This is a genomic window from Accumulibacter sp. (genome assembly GCF_031732815.1).
GTDB lineage: Bacteria > Pseudomonadota > Gammaproteobacteria > Burkholderiales > Rhodocyclaceae > Accumulibacter.
Map to the genome: position 1 here is coordinate 26,120 of NZ_JAVMKF010000046.1, position 17,812 is coordinate 43,931.

Below are 17,812 nucleotides of genomic sequence, written 5' to 3' on the forward strand. Positions count from 1 at the left end.
GCTCAGAAGTCGAACCGCCCGGCGACAAAGAAAGCGCGGCCGTCGGCTGGATAGTAGTAGGTATCGTTGTAGAAGCTGGAGTAACCGGCGAGCGGCGAATACTTCCGGTCGAGCGCGTTGAGCAGCCTGGCCGTAATCCGCCATGGCTTGACCACCCAGGCGGCCTGCAGATCGAGCGTCGTGTAGCCGGCCAGCATGCCGTGCGCGTTGTCGTAATCGCCGTTGTAGCGCCGGGCGCCGAGATGCCGGACGGCGGCCGAATAGGTTCCCGGCCGCCCACTGTCCCAGATCAGTTGCACGCCTGCCTGATGCCGTGCAACCAAGGGAATCGCGTTGCCCGCGTACGGCGCGCGACGCAGACGAGCATCGGTATACGCGTACGATCCCTTCACCTGCAGCCCATCGAGGATCCGCCAGTCGGCCTCCAATTCCGCACCCTGGCGCCGGGTCGACGGCAGATTGACGTTCGCACCGAGGTTCCCGTCATAAGCGATCTCATCCGCCAGTTTCAGCCGGTAGAAGGAAGCCCGCAGATTCGCCGAGCCAAGCCGCAGACTGCCGCCGACTTCATTGATTCGCCCCTGCTGTGGCTTCAGGTCACCAACGAAGACAGGATTGAACGAGGCGTCGAGCCCGAAAAGTTCATCGAGGTTGGCAAAACGGAAAGTGCTGCCGGTCTTGGCGTAGACCTTCCAGGCGTCCTGCGCGTAGGCCAGACCGAGATCGGTCGCAGTGCGCGAACGGCTCGCCCTGCCCTTCATCGCCGGGCTGAAGAAAGCCGCGTAGGCATCCTGGCGCGCCTCCTGCGCCATGCGTTGCCGGCGAGCGCCGAGCGTCAGGCTGAGTTGCTCGGAGAGTCGGCTGACGTTCTGCAGGTAGAAGGCGGTGCTCGTCTGCTCGGCACCCTGATCGGCAAATCCCGTGTTATTCGAAGTTACTTCGCCATGGTAGTAGTCGAAACCGAAAACGGTTTCGCTGGGTACCGCCGCCAGATCGTGGCGCCAGCGCAAACGCGGGGTAAACGACGTGGTGTCGCGCACACGGTCGCTCGCCGTTGCGCCAAACGACGAGACATAGCGCGCAACGAGTTGCTGATGATCGAAAGCGAGCTCCGCTTCGAGGGCAAGACGATCGCCGAGTTCGTATGACACGCCTGGACGCAGGCGATAACCGTTCCGCACGCTGACGTTGTGCGGGCTGCGTGTGCTGCGCGGGTCGTTACGGTAGGCGGCACTGAAGACCGATCCCGGCTCGCCGGCCGACTCCTTGTAGGCGGCAAAGTCGGCAAACACCTGGCCACGCTCGAACTGCACGCCCACCCTCCCACTGGCAGTGCGCTGATCCTGCTGGCTGTTGTGCCGATAGCCAGCCGCCTCAGCCAGGTTAGCGACGAGATCGAAGTACACGCCATCCTTGCTGTTCGCCAGGCTGAGATCGGCCGCCCGGTAGCCGTAGCTGCCCACCTCGCCGACTGCGCTGGCAAGCGCGCGGCGGCCCTTGCGCGTGATGATGTTGATCACCCCGCCGGTGGCGCCGTCACCATAAAGGACGGTCCCCGAGCCGCGGATGATCTCGATCCGCTCGACGCTCTCCAGCGGAACGGCCGACCAGATGATGCTCCCCAGGTCAGCCGGATTGAGCCGCAAACCGTCGAGAAGAATCAAGGTGTTGCTGGTCGCAGTCGAACCAAAGCCGCGAAGGTCGACGAGCGCGTCGCGACCCATCGCCCCGCCCAGCTGACGCACGTCGATGCCGGCGTGCGTGCGCAGAACGTCCGGCAGGTTCTGCGTCGGCATGTTCCTGATGTCCTGTCGGCTGATGATGCTGATGTTCGCAGCGATGCGCGGATCCGCCTCGCTGAAGCGCGTCGCGGTAACGACGACGGGTTCGAGTTCCTGCTCGGCAGCGGCCAGGCTGCTCGACGATACGGCGCCCGACAAAACGAGCAAGGCAGCCGACGCTGCACACGATCCTTTCGGATGCATGATGGTTTCTCCCTGTTGCCGACGAGCGTCCCCGCAAGCCGGCGAGCCTAATACGTGAAAATGTTCAGGGAAAACGATGAACGGCAGACTTGCTTGCCCGCGCACTCGGTGCCCGCCTCCCCGCGACACTTCCGTCCCAGTTGCGCGAAGGCCGGTATCCGGGCTCGCAAGTCTTGATCTGTCGCCTTCCCAGGTTTTCGCCCAGTGGCTTATCGACAGACCCACACTCGCTGACCGTTGCGGGGGCAGCACAGGCATAGTGTTGCTGGAACACGCACCTGTTTCCCGTTTAACCGCGGCAGAGAACCTGCGTTGCGGCACCTTGCACAAATCTTCTTTGCCTGGCAACCCAGGCGAAAGGCGATATTATAGCGCATTCGCCGGACACTGATCGGCAACGGTGTCGGGCAGCCGTCCGCGGCAGCACAGATCACCTTGACAAGCAACGCTTAAGCCTTGACCAGATGTGCTTCTTGAATCTATAGTCTGCTCCATGCTGAACGAACTCCTTGCGCTCGAAAACCGTGTCACTGAAGTGGTTGCGCTGTGCCACGCCCTGCGCGCCGAGAATGACGGACTGAAAGACCAGCTTGCGGCGGCCCGGGCGGAGAAGCACCAACTTGTCGAGCGCATGGGGGAAGCGCGCTCACGTCTGGAACGTATCACCGCACAGCTTCCCGAAGCCAAGACCTGAAGCGCGTCCCAACGATGCCCAACGAAACCGCCATTCTCGACGCCTTTCTCGATATCACTCTTCTTGGCAAGGAGTACCGGGTCGCCTGCCCGCCCGAACAGCACGCTGCCTTGCTCAACGCAGCCGCCTTTCTCAACGGCCGGATGCGCGAGATCGCTGAAAAGACGAAGAGCAATCTTGCCGAGCGCATCGCCGTGATGGCAGCGTTGAATATCGCCCACGAGCACCTCTCAGGGCATCAACCGCGCCCGGCGGCTGATCAAAAAATTGAATCTGAAATAACGCTGGACTTGGCTGACGTTAGGCGTAGAATTTCCTGCATGGAGGTTGAACTGGCGAAGGCGCTCAAGGCGCCCTAGCGGTGGATGAGAGCCTCCGGCGGAGTTCCCTGCGGTGCTTGTCAAGGTCATAGATTCCTTGAACCAATGCAAATTGGCATCGGTTGCAGACCCTAGAAACCGCTGTTGTGTGTGCCCCATGTCGGGTATGCCTGATGCGGAAGGAAAGTGACCTATCTGAACCCAGGTTCAGGATGCCGGCCTGACGGCACTCGCGGGGACAACCAAAAAACGCGGAACTCGGTTCCGCGTTTTTTTTTCGCCTGGCGAAAGGCTTTCGCCGACGACCGCCGAGCACCGCCGAGCGCACGCCGACACACCGCCATGGCAAGGTCTACGCAAGCTCCTGAGCAACGCCGGCCGACCCCCAACCGGTTTTTGCAAAGATTGATTCGCATCAAAAAAAACCGGCTGCGACTCCCTTAGAGTGGCTACCTGACGCAGGTTGGCCACAGGCGCCTGCAGCGTTTGCCGCCAACACGGGCTGTCAGTTTGCGCACAGGAGTCTCGCGGGTTGATGAACATCTCCAGCGTGCTGGTCAACGCCCAGCCTCAGGCCGTGCACGAGGTGCAGCGCCGGCTGTTGGCCCTGCCCGGCATCGAGATCCATGTCGTCACCCAAGATGGCCGGCTGATCGTGACGATCGAAGCCGAATCCGCGCAAGCTGCCGCCGACACCTTCTCCCAGATCAACCAGCAGCCGGGTGTGCTCTCGGCGTCAATGGTCTATCACCAGTTCGAATCCGATCCCGACAAGGAAGCATGAAATGAAAGTAACTTTGACACGTCGTGACTTCATCAAGAGCAATGCTGTTGCCGCCGCCGCCAGCGTAGCCGGAATCAGCCTGCCCGGCGTCGCTTCGGCTGCCGCCGCGACGAATGACGGAGTACGCTGGGACAAGGGCGCCTGTCGCTACTGCGGAACCGGCTGCGGCGTGCTCGTGGGAACGAAGGACGGGCGCATCGTCGCTACCCAGGGCGATCCTGATGCTCCAGTCAACCGTGGCCTGAACTGCATCAAGGGCTATTTCCTGTCGAAGATACAGTATGGTAAGGACCGCCTGACGACCCCCCTGCTGCGCATGAAGGATGGCAAGTTCGACAAGAACGGTGAGTTCGCGCCGGTCTCCTGGGAGCAGGCCTTCGACCTCATGGCCGAAAAGTGCAAGGCTGCTTTGAAGAAGGGCGGGCCGCGCAACATCGCCATGTTTGGTTCCGGCCAATGGACGATCTGGGAAGGTTACGCCGCCGCCAAACTGATGAAGGCTGGCTTCCTGAGCAACAACCTGGACCCGAATGCCCGTCACTGCATGGCCTCCGCCGTCGCCGGCTTCATGCGCACCTTCGGTATCGACGAACCGATGGGGTGCTACGACGACATCGAACACGCGGATGTTTTCGTACTATGGGGCTCAAACATGGCCGAGATGCACCCGATCCTGTGGTCACGCGTCACCGACCGGCGACTGACCGGCAAGAACGTCCGCATCCACGTGCTCTCGACATTTTCCCACCGGTCCACCGAACTCGCTGATAGCGAGTTGATCTTCAAGCCCCAGAGCGACCTTGCGATCCTCAACTACATCTGCCATTACATCATTCAGAACAACGCGGTCAATCAGGAGTTTGTCGCGCGTAACGTGAACTTCAAGCGCGGCGTGACCGACATCGGCTACGGCTTGCGCGCCAACCATCCGCTCGAAAAGCTGGCCATGAACAATGGCTACCCGGGCGAGGACGGCAAACCGCGCGGCAATCCGGCCGGCGCCAGTCCGATGAGCTTCGACGAGTTCAAGGCCTTCGTCGCCGAATACACGCTCGAGAAGACACACGAGATTTCCGGCGTGCCGAAGGAAAAGCTGGAAGCACTGGCCAAAGCCTACGCCGATCCCAAGCTCAAGGTGACCTCGTTCTGGACGATGGGTTTCAATCAGCACACGCGCGGCACCTGGGTCAACAACATGATCTACAACGTCCACCTGCTGGTCGGCAAGATCTCCGAACCGGGCAACAGTCCGTTTTCGCTGACCGGTCAGCCGTCCGCCTGTGGCACAGCGCGCGAGGTCGGCACCTTCGCCCATCGCCTGCCGGCCGACATGCTGGTCACCAATCCAAAGCATCGCGAGATTTCCGAGAAGCTGTGGAAGCTACCCGCGGGCATCCTGCCCGACTGGATCGGCGCCCACGCCGTCGCTCAGAGCCGGCTGCTGAAGGACGGCAAGATCAACTTCTACTGGACGACAACGACCAACAACATGCAGGCCGGGCCCAACGTCAACGATGAGATCTTCCCCGGCTGGCGCAACCCGGACAACTTCGTCGTAGTGTCGGACGCGTACCCGACGGTTTCGGCAATGTCCGCCGATCTGATCCTGCCGGCTGCGATGTGGATGGAAAAGGAAGGCGCCTTCGGCAACGCCGAGCGGCGCACGCAATTCTGGCGTCAGCAGGTAAAAGCCCCCGGACAAGCGCGCTCGGACCTCTGGCAATACGTCGAATTCGCCAAGCGTTTCAAGACCGATGAGGTGTGGCCAGCCGCCTTGCTCGAGAAAAATCCCGAGTACCGAGGGAAAACTTTGTACGACGTCCTGTTCGCCAACGGCCAGGTCAACAAGTTCCCGCTCGCCCAGACGTATCAGGGCTTCGACAACGACGAGTCGAAAGCCTTCGGCTTCTACTTGCAGAAAGGCCTGTTCGAAGAGTACGCCGCCTTCGGTCGCGGCCACGCGCACGACCTGGCCAGTTTCGACACCTACCACAAGGCGCGCGGCCTGCGCTGGCCAGTGGTCGACGGCAAGGAAACCCTCTGGCGCTTCCGCGAGGGCTACGATCCCTACGTCAAAAAGGGTGAAGGCGTACGCTTCTACGGTCACCCGGACGGCAAGGCGGTAATCTTCGCTCTGCCCTATCAGCCAGCCGCCGAAATGCCCGACAAGGACTACGATCTCTGGCTGTGCACCGGACGCGTGCTCGAGCACTGGCACACGGGTTCAATGACGCGACGAGTTCCGGAACTCTACAAGTCGATGCCAGACGCCTGGATCTACATGCATCCGGACGACGCCAGAAAGCGCGGCCTGCAGCGTGGCGATGTTGTGAAAACGGTCACCCGGCGCGGCGAAATCCAGTTGCGCGTCGAAACCCGCGGGCGCAACAAGCCGCCGGTCGGACTCGTCTTCGTTCCGTTCTTCGACGAGCACCGCCTGGTCAACAAGCTGACGCTCGATGCGACCTGCCCGATTTCCAAGGAAACCGACTTCAAAAAGTGCGCTTGCAAGGTGGTCAAGGCCTGATCCGGGATAAGCTCGCGGGCAGCCTGGCAATACGCCGTAGCCGGCGGGCACGCCGCGCGGCGCTCGTCGGCGGTCCGCGAACCGATCCCAGCTTTCCGACCTGCCTGATTGTCAGCCAACATGCCCAAGGAAGCCAAGGCCACGCGCCAGCCACCGGCGATCAGCGCCGCAATGCCGACCGCCGCGCGCCGGCAGTTCCTGAACGATTCGGCGCGGCTGTTTTGCGGCGTCGGGCTGCTTGGCGTCGCCCTTGCCCTCCATGGCAAACAGGCGAAAGCCCTGCCCCCGCTGGCCATCCGCCCACCCGGTGCGCAGCCGGAAGATCGCTTCCTCGGCGCGTGCATACGCTGCGGCATGTGTGTGCGCGCTTGCCCCTACGACATCCTGACGCTGGCCCGGCCGGAAACGCCGGTGGCCGCGGGTACGCCGTACTTCACGGCGCGCAGTGGACCATGCGAGATGTGCGAGGACATCCCCTGTGTCAAGGCCTGTCCGACCGGTGCCCTCGAGCACTCGCTGACCGACATCAACCGCGCGCGCATGGGCCTCGCCGTCCTCGCCGACCAGGAAACCTGCCTGAACTTTCTCGGCATGCGCTGCGACGTCTGTTACCGCGTCTGCCCGCTGATCGACCAGGCGATCACACTTGAACTGCGCCCAAACACGCGCACCGGGCGGCATGCGATGTTCATTCCGACCGTGCACTCCGAACATTGCACCGGCTGCGGCAAGTGCGAGAAAGCCTGCGTCACCGAAGAGGCCTCGATCCGCGTCCTGCCGATCAAGCTGGCCAAGGGCTCGCTGGGCGAACACTATCGTCTGGGCTGGCAGGAAAAGGCGAAAGCCGGTGACCGTTCGCTGGTCGAGGACAAAGGTCTCGTCGATCTGCCCGACCGCCTGCCCGAAGGAACGAAACTCGAAGGCCACTTCGATCCAGGCAGCGAGCGAACGCCCGCGATGAACCCTGGGCACGGCCCGGCAGTGCCCAGACTGCCTCCCGGCCTGGGCGATCAGCTTGGCGCGCCGCCCGGTGCGGCAGGCCTGGTACCGCGGCGAACGGCCGACGAGCCTGCACGATGAGTCGTCGATCGCCAGGCGCCGAAGCCGTCAACACAAAAGGCTGGTTCGCCGCGCACAAGTGGTTGCTTGCTCGGCGCATCAGCCAGTGCGTCATCCTGTGCCTCTTCCTGCTCGGCCCGCTCGCCGGCTGGTGGATTGTCAAAGGCAACCTGGCCTACAGCCTGACCCTCGACACGCTGCCACTGACCGACCCGTTCATCCTGATGCAGTCACTGATCGCCGGGCACCGGCCGGAAAACCTGGCGCTGCTCGGCGTCGCCATCACGCTCGTCTTCTACTTCCTGGTTGGTGGCCGGGCGTACTGCGCCTGGGTCTGCCCGCTCAACCCGCTGACTGACCTTGCCGCCTGGCTGCGCCGCCGTCTTCAGATCAGGGGCAGCACGCATCTTGCGCGCGCCACCCGCTACTGGATCCTGGCAATGGCGTTCGTCCTTGCCGCGGCTACCGGCACCCTCGTCTGGGAACTGGTGAATCCCGTTTCCTTCCTGCAACGTGCACTGGTTTTCGGTTTTGGCGCGGCGTGGACGATCATTCTCGCCGTCTTCCTGTTCGACCTTTTCGTCATGAGCCGCGGCTGGTGCGGGCACATCTGCCCGGTCGGCGCTTTCTACAGCCTGCTCGCGCGCTGGAGTCCGCTGCGCATTCGCGCCGACAAGCGCGCAGCCTGCAACGACTGCCTGGACTGTTTCGAGGTCTGCCCGGAACCGCAGGTCATTCGACCTGCCCTGAAGGGAGCCGAGCAGGGCATCGGCCCGGTCATTCTGGCCGCCAACTGCACCAACTGCGGACGCTGCATCGACGTCTGCTCGCAAGACGTCTTCACCTTCGGCCTGCGCTTCGCCCGCCCACCCGGCGATGGCGCAGCGACCGAGCGAACGCCGGTGACGCGCAACGAGTGAGGCATCGCGCAACACTGAAACCATTCTTTGACCTGGAGGGAGCGCCAACCATGTACAAAACCCTGAAATTGATCGCCGCGCTCGCAGCGACTTGCCTGAGCGCGCTGGCGTTTGCCGACGACGGTGCCCGGTCGATGCGCGGCGTCGACGTCGCAGCGCCTGATCAGGCACCGGAGATCAAACCCTACGTCGGCAAGCGCCCAGGAACCGAGGCGCCGGTTGCCCGCACCTTCAGTACGCAACCGCCGGTCATCCCGCATGCCGTCGAGAACTTCGACGAAATCAACCTGGAAGGCAACCAGTGCATGGATTGTCACTCGGCCGCGAACTACAAGAAGAAGAAGGCGCCGCAGATCGGTGTCAGCCACTTCGTCGACCGCGAGGGCAAGAAGCACGCCGAAGCGACTGGCGGCCGCTACAACTGCGTTCAATGCCACGTGCCGCAGATCGACGCACCGCCGCTGGTCGACAACACCTTCAAGGGCGATGCCGTCAAGAAACCGGTCAAGAGGAACTGAGCGACAACGGCGGCAGCAAGCCGCCTTGCGCCGCGGCTACGCCGCCGCCCAGGCCGCTGCGTCGGGCGGTGCGCGATTGTTCGCCGCAGCCTAGCGCTCCAGGTCGTGTTCGCCACACAGGCGCAGGATCTCCCGCCGCGCGGCATCGCGCAAGCGTACGGTCGCCGCCCAATCGGCGCCCGTCGGCGCCAGCACTGCGCCCAGTGCCAGTTTCATCCGGCCAGGTCGTGGCAGCCATGAGCCATCGCGCAGTACCTCGCGCGTTCCGCGCAGACCACCGGTGAGGACCGGCACGCCGGCACGGGCAGCGGCAACGAAGGCGCCCATGCGCAGCGGCTTGAGGCCGGCTTCGCGGGAAAAGGTACCTTCCGGAAAAAGGATGACACGCTGCCCCCGGCGCAGGGCAATGACGATGTCTTCGACATCCTCGACGCTGCGCGCGACATCGAAACGCTCGACGAAGAGCGTCCCCAAGGCCCGCAGGAAGGCGTGCATCATCGGCTGCCTGAGCAACTCGCGCTTGGCGGCGAAACAGTATCCGGCCGCGGGCGGCAGCGCCGCGCACAGCACCAAAGCGTCCAGATAGCTGCAATGATTGACCAGCAGGAGATGCGGCGTTGCCGGCAGGTCAGCGCGGTCTATCCTGCCCACCGGCATGCCGGTCAGGCGCAGGAAAGCGCGCGCCGCCCAATGCACGATTCGGCGGCCGGCAGCCGGCGAACGCAGAGCGACGACGCTCGCCGCTGTTGGCAGCGCCAGCAGGGCGAAGGTCGTCCAGCACCACAAGCCATACAGTCGTCGAACAAAGCGCCGCGCGCCGTCGGCGATGCGTGCACGAGACGCGGCCATCGCCAGGCGCACCAACTGCCAGCGCCCCGCTACAGCTTCGGCCCCGAGTGATCCACTCTCGAAAGCATCGCGCGACGCGCTGCGCCGGATCTTGCCGCTCGAGGTCTTGAGAACCGAGTTCGGTGGGACGAGGACGATCTCGTCGGCCGGTACACCGACCGCGTCAATCGCCGCTTCGCTGATCCGCTGGCGCAAGGCAGCGCGCTCCGCCGCATCCTGCGCGCGCGTTTCGGCGACGACGACCAGGCGCTCGCTCGCCGTCAGCGGATCGTTGCTGGCGAAGACCGCGACACAACCGCGGCGAACACCGGGAATGTTGCCGACCGCCTGCTCCAGTTCGTACGGATAAAGGTTGCGCCCACCGCGGATGATCAGATCCTTCTCTCTCCCGGTGAGGTAGATTTCGCCTTCGACCGCGTAGGCAAAATCCCCCGAGTCCAGCCAGCCGTCACGCCACAGCGCCCGGGTCGCCGACGGATTACGGAAATAGCCGACCGTTGCCGAGGGACCGCGAAACTGCAAATGCCCGACGTGGCGTTCCGGCAGTTCGCTACCGCTCTCGTCGACAATGCGGATTTCGTGACCGGGAAGCGCCCGGCCACAGGCTGGCACTCCCATCGACCCCGGCGCCGCATCAAGCACCGGCAGCGCGACCTTCCGACGCAGCAAGGCATCGCGCTCGATCAGGTCGATGCGTGGCCCGCGCCCAAGCGGCGGAAAGGCCAGGCCGACCGAGCACTCGGCCAGACCATAGACCGGCGTCAGGGCGGTCGGGGACAAGCCAAACGGAGCAAAGCGCTCGGCGAAAGCGGTCAATGTTGCCGGACTGACCGGCTCGGCGCCATTCAGGGCAAGCCGCCACGACGACAGGTCCAGCCCCGACAAGTCGGCATCGGCGAGCTTGCGCGCGCACAGGTCGTAAGCAAAATTCGGTGCCGGCGAAAGCGTGCCGCGATGCTGGCTGATCGCCTGCAACCAGCGCACCGGGCGAGCGAGAAACGCCAGCGGCGACATCAACACCAGGCGCATGCCGAAGTACAAGGAGCCGAACCAGGCGCCGATCAGCCCCATGTCATGATAAAGCGGCAACCAGGAGACGAAAACGTCGTCGCTGGAAACGCCGACCGCCTGGCCCATCGCGCGCAGGTTGGCGAGCAGATTGGCATGGCTGAGGACGACCCCCTTGGGATCACCGGTACTGCCCGAAGTGTATTGCAGGAAGGCGACATCCGAGGACACTGCGCGATAGAGCAGGGCGATCGGCTCCTGATCGAGCTCAGTGGGCGTCAGGACCTCGCGCAAGGCCGGCGCCGCTGCCCGCAGGAGGGCGCCAACGCCTTTCGCTTCCGGCACCGTGATGATGAACACCGCTTCCGCGTTGGCCAGGATGCGGGCATGCCGGCGCAGGTGGTCGGCAAGCTGCGCCAGACGAGCGGGTGGATAGATCGGCACCGGAATGCCGCCAGCGAGCAACACGCCGAAGAAACTCGTCAGGTAGTCGCGCCCGGTCGGCAACATCAGAGCAACCGTCTGCTGTGGCCGCAGACCACGCGCGACCAAGCCCGCCGCGATACGCCGCGACGCGCTCAGCAGATCGCCGTAAGACAGCGGCTGCGGCCGAAAATCGCCCGTCTCGCCCGCCCCGCTCGCGTAGAGCAGAACGTGCGTGCGATCCGCGCAGCGCTCGGCGTACCACTCCAGTACTTCGACCAAGGTCGCTGCCTGCACCGGGATTTCGCAGATCTTACCCTGCGCCGCTTTGTCGAGCGCGACGGCGGCCGGCTCCTGCAGGTCCCCTGCCCCGTTGATCAGGCGCCACAGGTCGGCCGGCGTTTCAGCTTCAGCCAAAGCGCTCTCCGGCAGCGACTTGCCAAACTCGGTGGCCAGTCGCAAGAGCAGTTCGACCCGCGCCAGGCTGTCCAGGCCCAGGTCGCGTTCAAGATGGCTACGCAGGCTGACTCGGCCCTGCCGCCCCGGCCGCGTCTCCTCGACCATCGTCGCGACGAGCTGCAGCAAGCGCTCGGCTGAAGCTTCAGGCAAATGCCGACCTGCTGCCCGTTCGCGGTTCACGTCCCGGCTCCTCCAAGCCGGGCCGACGGAGCGGGCGAACCGGAGCGGCCAGCCAGCACACCAATCGTACCCCCGGGGACGACCGACGAACGCGCTGGCAAATCGCGCAAGCCCGACGGCCGATCAGGTCGACCGGCAGACATTGATCGCCCTCGTCGGACACGGTGCGAGGCAGGCGCCGCAGCCGGTGCACCGGGTTTCGTCGACGATCGGTCGCGCGATCCCGCCGCGCTGCGGCAGAAAAAGGATCGCGCCGTTGAGACAAAGATCGGCACACACCCGGCACTCGACCGCGCGCGTGGCCAGACAGCCCTCGCCAAGCGCCGCGCGCAGCGACCACGCGCGACCTTCCTCGCCGCGCTGCAGCGCAGCGCTCGGACAAACACTGACGCAGGCAGCACAGAAAGTACATTCGCCGCGGACGAAATCGATTTCCGGATAGCCGCCGTCGCCACTGACGACGATACCCGTCGGACACACCTTGCAGCATGCTCCGCAGCGCGAGCAGGCCTGCTGAAAAGCGTGCTCGGCGAGCGCCCAGGGCGGGCGTAGCGGCTTCGGCCGGATACCGAATCGACCACGCAGGAAGTTCCGCCGGCTCGCTACATCAACCACGGCAAGCCCGCCGTGAGTCGATCAGCGGCTTCATCAGGCGTCTACCGGGACGAAATCGATGCGGCCACTCTCGAGGTCCGCGCGGACCAGCCTGACGCGCAGGCGGTCAGCCAGTCGGTAGCGCCGGCCGGTGCGCTGGCCCAGCATCTGGTGTTTCACGCCGTCGTACTGAAAATAGTCCTCACCCAGTTCCGAAACATGGACCAGTCCCTCGACATGAATCTCGTCGAGCGCGACAAACACGCCAAAAGGAACGACCGCCGCGATACTCCCCGCGAAGACCTCGCCGATGCGGTCGCGCATGTAATAGCATTTCAACCAGTTGAGCACATCGCGCGTCGCCTCGTCAGCACGGCGTTCGGTCTGCGAGCAGTGCACGCCCACCTCCTGCCAACTCCCAGGTGAGTAATGCTGCCCGGCGAGCACGGCCTTGATCGAACGATGCACCAGCAGATCCGGGTAGCGCCTGATCGGCGAAGTGAAGTGCGTGTAGTGCTCGTAGGCGAGGCCAAAGTGGCCAACGTTGTCTGGACTGTATAGTGCCTGGCGCAGCGAGCGCAGCATTACCGTCTGCAGCAGCAGAGCGTCCGGACGGCCGCGCACGTGCTCGAGCAGCAGCGCGTAATCGCGCGCCGTCGGCGTGTCGCCCCCACCCAGGGCCAAGCCGAACTCCGCGAGGAAGCTGCGCAACGCGACGAGCTTTTCGGCCGTCGGACCCTGATGGACCCGGTACAGACATGCTTGCCGATTGGTCTGCAGGAAATCCGACGCGCAGACGTTGGCCGCCAGCATGCATTCCTCGATCAGCCGATGCGCGTCGTTGCGATAGGCCGGAACGATCTGCTCGATCTTGCCCTGATCGTCGAACAGCAGCAGCGTCTCGATCGTTTCGAAATCGATCGCGCCGCGCTGCTCGCGCGCGCACTGGAGAACATGGAACAGGTCGTAAAGCACACGCAGATGCGGCAGGAACGCAGCGAGCTGCGGTTCCTCCGGCTGACCAGTGGCACTCAACGCGTTCCACACCTGATCGTAGGTCAGGCGGGCGTGCGAGCGAAAAACCGCCGGATAGAAGCGGTAATCGTCGATCTCTCCGCGCTCGCCAATCTCCATGTCGCACGCGACAACCAGGCGATCAACGCCGGGATTGAGCGAGCACAGGCCGTTCGACAGCTTTTCAGGCAACATCGGAATCACGCGGCGCGGGAAGTAGACCGAGTTGCCGCGCTCGGCAGCCGCCCGATCGAGCGCGCTCCCCGGCTGCACATAGTGGCTGACGTCGGCAATCGCCACAATCAGCCGCCAGCCGCTGGCGCGCCGCTCGGCAAAAACCGCATCATCGAAATCCTTCGCCGTCTCGCCGTCGATCGTCACCAGCGGCAGCTCGCGCAAGTCCACCCGCCCGCCCGCCTCGCCCGCCCCGACCTGGTCGGGCAAAGCCGCCGTCTCGGCCAAAGTCCCAGGCGAAAAAATGAAAGGAAGTTCGTGCTTGCGCAGGGCGATCTCGATCTCCATCCCGGGATCGGCGTAGCCACCGAGAACCTCGATGATGCGCCCGATCGGTTTGGCGTGCCGATCAGGCTGCTCGATGATCTCGACGACGACGACCTGACCAGGCTTGGCGGGCACGCCACCCTCTGGTGCTACCAGAATATCCTGGTTGATGCGTCGGTTTTCCGGTACGACAAGCGCGATTCCGTGCTCGACGAGCACTCGCCCGACGACCTTGCTGTTCGCCCGTTCGAGGACCTCGACGATGACCCCCTCACGACGTCCCCGGCGATCGACGCCGACGACGCGCACCAGAGCCCGATCACGATGCAGCACCTTCGCCATCTGCCGCGCCTCGAGCGACAGATCCTCGCTACCATCGTCCGGGACGAGGAAGCCATAGCCATCCGGGTGACCCTCCACCCGCCCGGCAATCAGACTGGCCCGCTCTGGCAGGATGTACGCCGCTTTGCGATTGCGCAACAACTGCGCCTCACGTTCCATCGCCCCCAGGCGGCGCTGAAACGGTTCGCACTCGTCCGGCCGGATTTCGAGCAATCGGCTGAGTTCGTCGAAGGCGACCGGCCTGCCTTGCTCGGCGAGCACCTGCAGGATCAACTCACGCGAAGGCAGCGGATGCTCGTAGCGCTTTGCCTCACGCGCCAGATGCGGATCGCGCGCCCTCAGCGCGAACGGATTGATCATTGACATTTACTCTTGATCCTATAGAATTCGCCTCTCGCTGGCGATGCCCAGGTGGCGAAATTGGTAGACGCGCTAGGTTCAGGTCCTAGTGGTGGCAACACCGTGGAGGTTCGATTCCTCTCTTGGGCACCAGACACAAGAAGCTCCGATCATTTGGAGCTTTTTTTTCGCCCACCGGCTCTTCGTCCTCCTCGCCGGGCGCCCATTGTACGCCTTCCAACACCATGTATGACCTGTTCGCGGCGTTTCGACCGAACTGACCCCGCGTGCCAAGGCACCGGCTGAAGGCAGGCGTCCGCGCGAAAGCACGCACTAGCACCCGGTCACCACCTGTTGCGTGGTCACGCCTGGCCCCCGCCGAGCGCGGCGCGCCGGACGCCGGGCTTCCCCGCATGCGAGGAGTCGCACCCACGCTGGTCAATACAAGGAGAAGATGGCACAATACGCTGCCGGAAAGTGGCCGATCGCGACCGCTACGAGAATGAGAACTAATTCCAATCCACTCACGTACCAGGAATTGAGATGACGATACGACCGGAACTAATCGAAAAGTTGCGCGCGAAACGCGCCAAGTTGACCCAGAACGTCAGCCCGGAAAAGCTGGAAGCGCTGCATGCCAAGGGTTTGCTGTCGGCCCGCGAGCGCCTCGACGCGCTGTACGAAGAGGGAACCTTCCAGGAACTTGGACTACATGCCGCCCACGCCGCAACGCATTTCGGAATGGCCGGACGCGCATTGCCTGCTGACGGAGTGATCGCCGGTAGCGGCTATGTCGGCCACACGCAGGTGGCTGCGTTCAGCCAGGACTTCAGTGTCGTCGCCGGCACGCTCGGCAAGATGCAGGCGCGCAAGATCACGCGCATCATGCGACATGCTCTGAAGATCGGTGTCCCACTGGTTGCTTTCAAGGACTCTGGCGGTGCGCGAATTCAGGAAGGCGTCGACGCCCTCTCGGGCTACGGCGATGTGTTCTACACCAATGTCCTGCTCTCCGGCGTCGTTCCGCAGATCGCCGTGATCTGTGGTCCCTGTGCCGGGGGAGCTGCCTATTCGCCAGCGTTGATGGATTTCGTCATCATGACACGCAGCAATGCGCACATGTTCCTCACCGGTCCGGAAGTCATCAAGGCGGTGACCGGACGCGCGACGACGATGGCCGAGGTCGGCGGCGCTGAAATGCACGCAACAGTCAGCGGTAACGCCCACTTCATCGTCGACGACGACCAGCAGGCGATTGCCCTGGTCAGGCAACTGCTGTCCTATCTGCCAGCGAACAACACCGAAGACCCGCCGCACAACCTGGCGGCGCCGATCGAGGAAATGGAAGATCCGTCGATCAATGAGTGCATTCCCGATAGCGCGTCGGCGCCGATGGACATGTACGCGATCATTCGCCGTATCGTCGACGGCGGCGAACTGCTCGAGGTGCATGCCGGTTTTGCGCGCAATGTCATCGTCGGCTTCGCGCGGATCAGCGGCGTCGTCACCGGTATCGTCGCCAACCAACCGATGGTGATGGCCGGCGCGCTCGATTTGAATGCGGCTGACAAGGTGGCACGTTTCGTGCGGACCTGCAACATCTTCAACATCCCCGTGGTAACGCTGGTTGATGTCCCAGGCTTCCTGCCGGGTGTCGAGCAGGAGCGCGGCGGCATCATCCGCCATGGCGCAAAGATGCTCTCGGCCTACGGATCGTGCACCGCACCAAAGATCACAGTGATTTGCCGCAAGGCCTACGGCGGTTCCTACCTTGCCATGTGCAGCCAGGAAATGGGTGCGGACATGGTCTTTGCTTGGCCAACTGCCGAGATTGCCGTCATGGGCGCGGAAGCTGCAGTCAAGATTCTCTACCGCAAGGAGATCAAGGAAGCGGAAGACAGTCAGGCGCGAGCTGCCGAACTGGCGCAGGAGTACCGTGACGAATTTGCCTCGCCCTACGTTTCGGCAGGCAACTTCTACATTACCGATGTCATCGAGCCGCAGGATACGCGCTGGATGGTCGCCCTCGCCTTGCGCAAGACGCTTGACAAGCGCGAACTGCGCCCGGCCAAGAAGCACGGCAACATACCCATGTAATTCCCTGCACAAGGACGACACCCCATGCTGACTGCCGCCATTCTCAAAGCCCTGCAGGTCTACGGTATTGCCACGGTCATCTCGGTGCTGGTCGCCGTGGTGATCAAGCTGATGGTTTCGCTGACCGGACGGATGGAAAGGAGCAAGCCGGTCGACATCCCGACGGGCACCGTATGTCCGGTCGGTCTTGGCGTTCCGGATGAAGACGTCGCAGCGCTCTCGGCGGCAATTTTTGTCGCCATGGGACCGCACCGCATACTGCACATCGCACCAAGCAGCCATGGCTGGGCCTCCGGCGCACGCGCCGCCCAGCATTCCCATACGCCCGCGCCCACGGGCCGTGGCCCCCGATAGAGGAGAGATATCAGATGCCCAGACATTTCAAGGTTACCGTCAACGGTCGTGAGTACGAGGTCAGCGTTCTCGAACTCGGCACCGGACAGACGCAAAGCGTGGCTGCTGCCGCGCCGGTTGCCGGCACTCTGGCGACCGCCGCCAACACCACCACCAGCGCTGCCGTCCCGGCGGCGGCGCCCGCCGCCGCGGCGCCTGCCGGAGCCAACGATGTCGTAGCGGCCATGGGCGGAGTGGTCGTCGAGGTCAATGTCAAAGTTGGCCAAACCGTTGCCGCCGGTGATCAGCTACTCGTCCTCGAAGCGATGAAGATGAAGACGCCGATTACCTCGGCGCGCGCTGGCCAGGTGACCAAGGTACTCGTCGCGGCCGGTGACGCGGTCGACGGTGGGCAGCCCCTGGTGACTATCGCCTGACCTGGAAGAGCCGGCAGGGACACACTCCTGCCGCCTGCAACTCGATGCGCCGGCAACCGCCTTTGCTTGTCCGGCGCGAGGACTGACGCGTATGGAAAGCATTCACTTTCTGGACCTGTTCCAGGGTATCGCGACACTCGCGGCCGCCGAGCCGAAGATCATGTTCGGCCGCATCTTTCTGATGCTGCTTGGCTTCTTGCTGATCTACCTGGGCTCGAAGAACATCCTGGAACCGCTGCTGATGATCCCGATGGGACTGGGCATGTCTTCGGTGAACGCGGGCGTGATGTTCCTCGAGGGCAGCAAGATGGGCACCTTGTTCGTTGACCCATTGATGTCGGACCCGGTCGACCTGATCAACATCCTGCAGATCGACTGGCTGCAACCGATCTACACGCTGACTTTCAGCAACGGCCTGATCGCCTGTCT

At 63.7% G+C, this 17,812-nt stretch carries 15 protein-coding genes, 1 tRNA gene and 1 riboswitch; of the genes, 12 read left to right on the top strand and 4 right to left on the bottom strand.

Annotated features, from left to right (window positions below; all coding sequences use genetic code 11):
* Positions 1–2 precede the first annotated feature (2 nt).
* Complete coding sequence (locus RKP46_RS04095; protein ID WP_311105447.1) at positions 3–1,985, bottom strand: TonB-dependent receptor; 1,983 nt, start codon at positions 1,983–1,985, stop codon at positions 3–5.
* Between the two features lie 131 nt (positions 1,986–2,116).
* Positions 2,117–2,325, bottom strand: a riboswitch (cobalamin riboswitch).
* A gap of 153 nt (positions 2,326–2,478) precedes the next feature.
* On the opposite strand from RKP46_RS04095, the gene RKP46_RS04100 reads away from it, so the two are divergent.
* The 7 genes from RKP46_RS04100 to RKP46_RS04130 all read left to right on the top strand — a co-directional run bounded on the left by RKP46_RS04100 (position 2,479) and on the right by RKP46_RS04130 (position 8,807).
* Positions 2,479–2,679, top strand: a complete 201-nt coding sequence (locus RKP46_RS04100) for a hypothetical protein (RefSeq protein WP_311105448.1) — start codon at positions 2,479–2,481, stop codon at positions 2,677–2,679.
* Positions 2,680–2,693: 14 nt separating this feature from the next.
* Complete coding sequence (locus tag RKP46_RS04105) at positions 2,694–3,038, top strand: cell division protein ZapA (RefSeq protein ID WP_311105449.1); 345 nt, start codon at positions 2,694–2,696, stop codon at positions 3,036–3,038.
* Positions 3,039–3,534: 496 nt separating this feature from the next.
* A complete protein-coding gene (locus RKP46_RS04110; protein WP_311105461.1) occupies positions 3,535–3,783 on the top strand; it encodes a chaperone NapD in 249 nt (82 codons plus the stop codon).
* 1 nt (position 3,784) lies between these two features.
* On the top strand, positions 3,785–6,310 hold the full coding sequence (gene napA / locus RKP46_RS04115) for a nitrate reductase catalytic subunit NapA (protein WP_311105450.1): 2,526 nt from the start codon (positions 3,785–3,787) through the stop codon (positions 6,308–6,310).
* A gap of 171 nt (positions 6,311–6,481) precedes the next feature.
* The gene (napG, locus tag RKP46_RS04120; protein WP_311105462.1) at positions 6,482–7,390 is read left to right on the top strand and encodes a ferredoxin-type protein NapG; all 909 of its coding nucleotides are present in this window, start codon (positions 6,482–6,484) and stop codon (positions 7,388–7,390) included.
* On the top strand, positions 7,387–8,289 hold the full coding sequence (gene napH / locus RKP46_RS04125) for a quinol dehydrogenase ferredoxin subunit NapH (protein ID WP_311105451.1): 903 nt from the start codon (positions 7,387–7,389) through the stop codon (positions 8,287–8,289). The genes napG and napH overlap by 4 nt, the downstream gene beginning before the upstream one ends.
* Before the next feature lie 50 nt (positions 8,290–8,339).
* Entirely contained in the window at positions 8,340–8,807 is a 468-nt protein-coding gene (locus RKP46_RS04130) for a nitrate reductase cytochrome c-type subunit (RefSeq protein WP_311105452.1), read from the top strand.
* Between the two features lie 90 nt (positions 8,808–8,897).
* Here the strand turns inward: RKP46_RS04130 and RKP46_RS04135 are convergent, their stop codons facing one another.
* From RKP46_RS04135 to rnr, 3 genes are all read right to left on the bottom strand, one after another.
* On the bottom strand, positions 8,898–11,651 hold the full coding sequence (locus tag RKP46_RS04135) for an AMP-binding protein (RefSeq protein ID WP_409194101.1): 2,754 nt from the start codon (positions 11,649–11,651) through the stop codon (positions 8,898–8,900).
* Between the two features lie 198 nt (positions 11,652–11,849).
* Positions 11,850–12,341, bottom strand: a complete 492-nt coding sequence (napF, locus tag RKP46_RS04140) for a ferredoxin-type protein NapF (protein WP_311105454.1) — start codon at positions 12,339–12,341, stop codon at positions 11,850–11,852.
* Between the two features lie 33 nt (positions 12,342–12,374).
* Positions 12,375–14,543 carry a ribonuclease R gene (gene rnr / locus RKP46_RS04145; protein WP_311105455.1) on the bottom strand — a complete coding sequence of 723 codons (2,169 nt, stop codon included), beginning with the start codon at positions 14,541–14,543 and terminating at the stop codon, positions 12,375–12,377.
* A gap of 39 nt (positions 14,544–14,582) precedes the next feature.
* Between rnr and RKP46_RS04150 the strand changes: the two genes are divergently transcribed.
* From RKP46_RS04150 to RKP46_RS04170, 5 genes are all read left to right on the top strand, one after another.
* Positions 14,583–14,669, top strand: a tRNA-Leu gene (locus tag RKP46_RS04150).
* Positions 14,670–15,059: 390 nt separating this feature from the next.
* On the top strand, positions 15,060–16,613 hold the full coding sequence (locus RKP46_RS04155) for an acyl-CoA carboxylase subunit beta (RefSeq protein ID WP_311105456.1): 1,554 nt from the start codon (positions 15,060–15,062) through the stop codon (positions 16,611–16,613).
* Between the two features lie 24 nt (positions 16,614–16,637).
* Positions 16,638–16,967, top strand: a complete 330-nt coding sequence (locus RKP46_RS04160) for a hypothetical protein (RefSeq protein WP_311105457.1) — start codon at positions 16,638–16,640, stop codon at positions 16,965–16,967.
* A gap of 14 nt (positions 16,968–16,981) precedes the next feature.
* A complete protein-coding gene (locus RKP46_RS04165) occupies positions 16,982–17,383 on the top strand; it encodes a biotin/lipoyl-containing protein (RefSeq protein ID WP_311105458.1) in 402 nt (133 codons plus the stop codon).
* Positions 17,384–17,474: 91 nt separating this feature from the next.
* The coding region (locus RKP46_RS04170; RefSeq protein WP_311105459.1) for a sodium ion-translocating decarboxylase subunit beta at positions 17,475–17,812 on the top strand (338 nt) is incomplete at its 3' end.

Coding starts and splice junctions, on each gene's coding strand:
- RKP46_RS04095 (WP_311105447.1), bottom strand. CDS start 1,985: ATGCATCCGAAAGGATCGTGTGCAGCGTCGGCTGCCTTGCTCGTTTTG.
- RKP46_RS04100 (WP_311105448.1), top strand. CDS start 2,479: ATGCTGAACGAACTCCTTGCGCTCGAAAACCGTGTCACTGAAGTGGTT.
- RKP46_RS04105 (WP_311105449.1), top strand. CDS start 2,694: ATGCCCAACGAAACCGCCATTCTCGACGCCTTTCTCGATATCACTCTT.
- RKP46_RS04110 (WP_311105461.1), top strand. CDS start 3,535: ATGAACATCTCCAGCGTGCTGGTCAACGCCCAGCCTCAGGCCGTGCAC.
- napA (WP_311105450.1), top strand. CDS start 3,785: ATGAAAGTAACTTTGACACGTCGTGACTTCATCAAGAGCAATGCTGTT.
- napG (WP_311105462.1), top strand. CDS start 6,482: ATGCCGACCGCCGCGCGCCGGCAGTTCCTGAACGATTCGGCGCGGCTG.
- napH (WP_311105451.1), top strand. CDS start 7,387: ATGAGTCGTCGATCGCCAGGCGCCGAAGCCGTCAACACAAAAGGCTGG.
- RKP46_RS04130 (WP_311105452.1), top strand. CDS start 8,340: ATGTACAAAACCCTGAAATTGATCGCCGCGCTCGCAGCGACTTGCCTG.
- RKP46_RS04135 (WP_409194101.1), bottom strand. CDS start 11,651: ATGGTCGAGGAGACGCGGCCGGGGCGGCAGGGCCGAGTCAGCCTGCGT.
- rnr (WP_311105455.1), bottom strand. CDS start 14,543: ATGTCAATGATCAATCCGTTCGCGCTGAGGGCGCGCGATCCGCATCTG.
- RKP46_RS04155 (WP_311105456.1), top strand. CDS start 15,060: ATGACGATACGACCGGAACTAATCGAAAAGTTGCGCGCGAAACGCGCC.
- RKP46_RS04160 (WP_311105457.1), top strand. CDS start 16,638: ATGCTGACTGCCGCCATTCTCAAAGCCCTGCAGGTCTACGGTATTGCC.
- RKP46_RS04165 (WP_311105458.1), top strand. CDS start 16,982: ATGCCCAGACATTTCAAGGTTACCGTCAACGGTCGTGAGTACGAGGTC.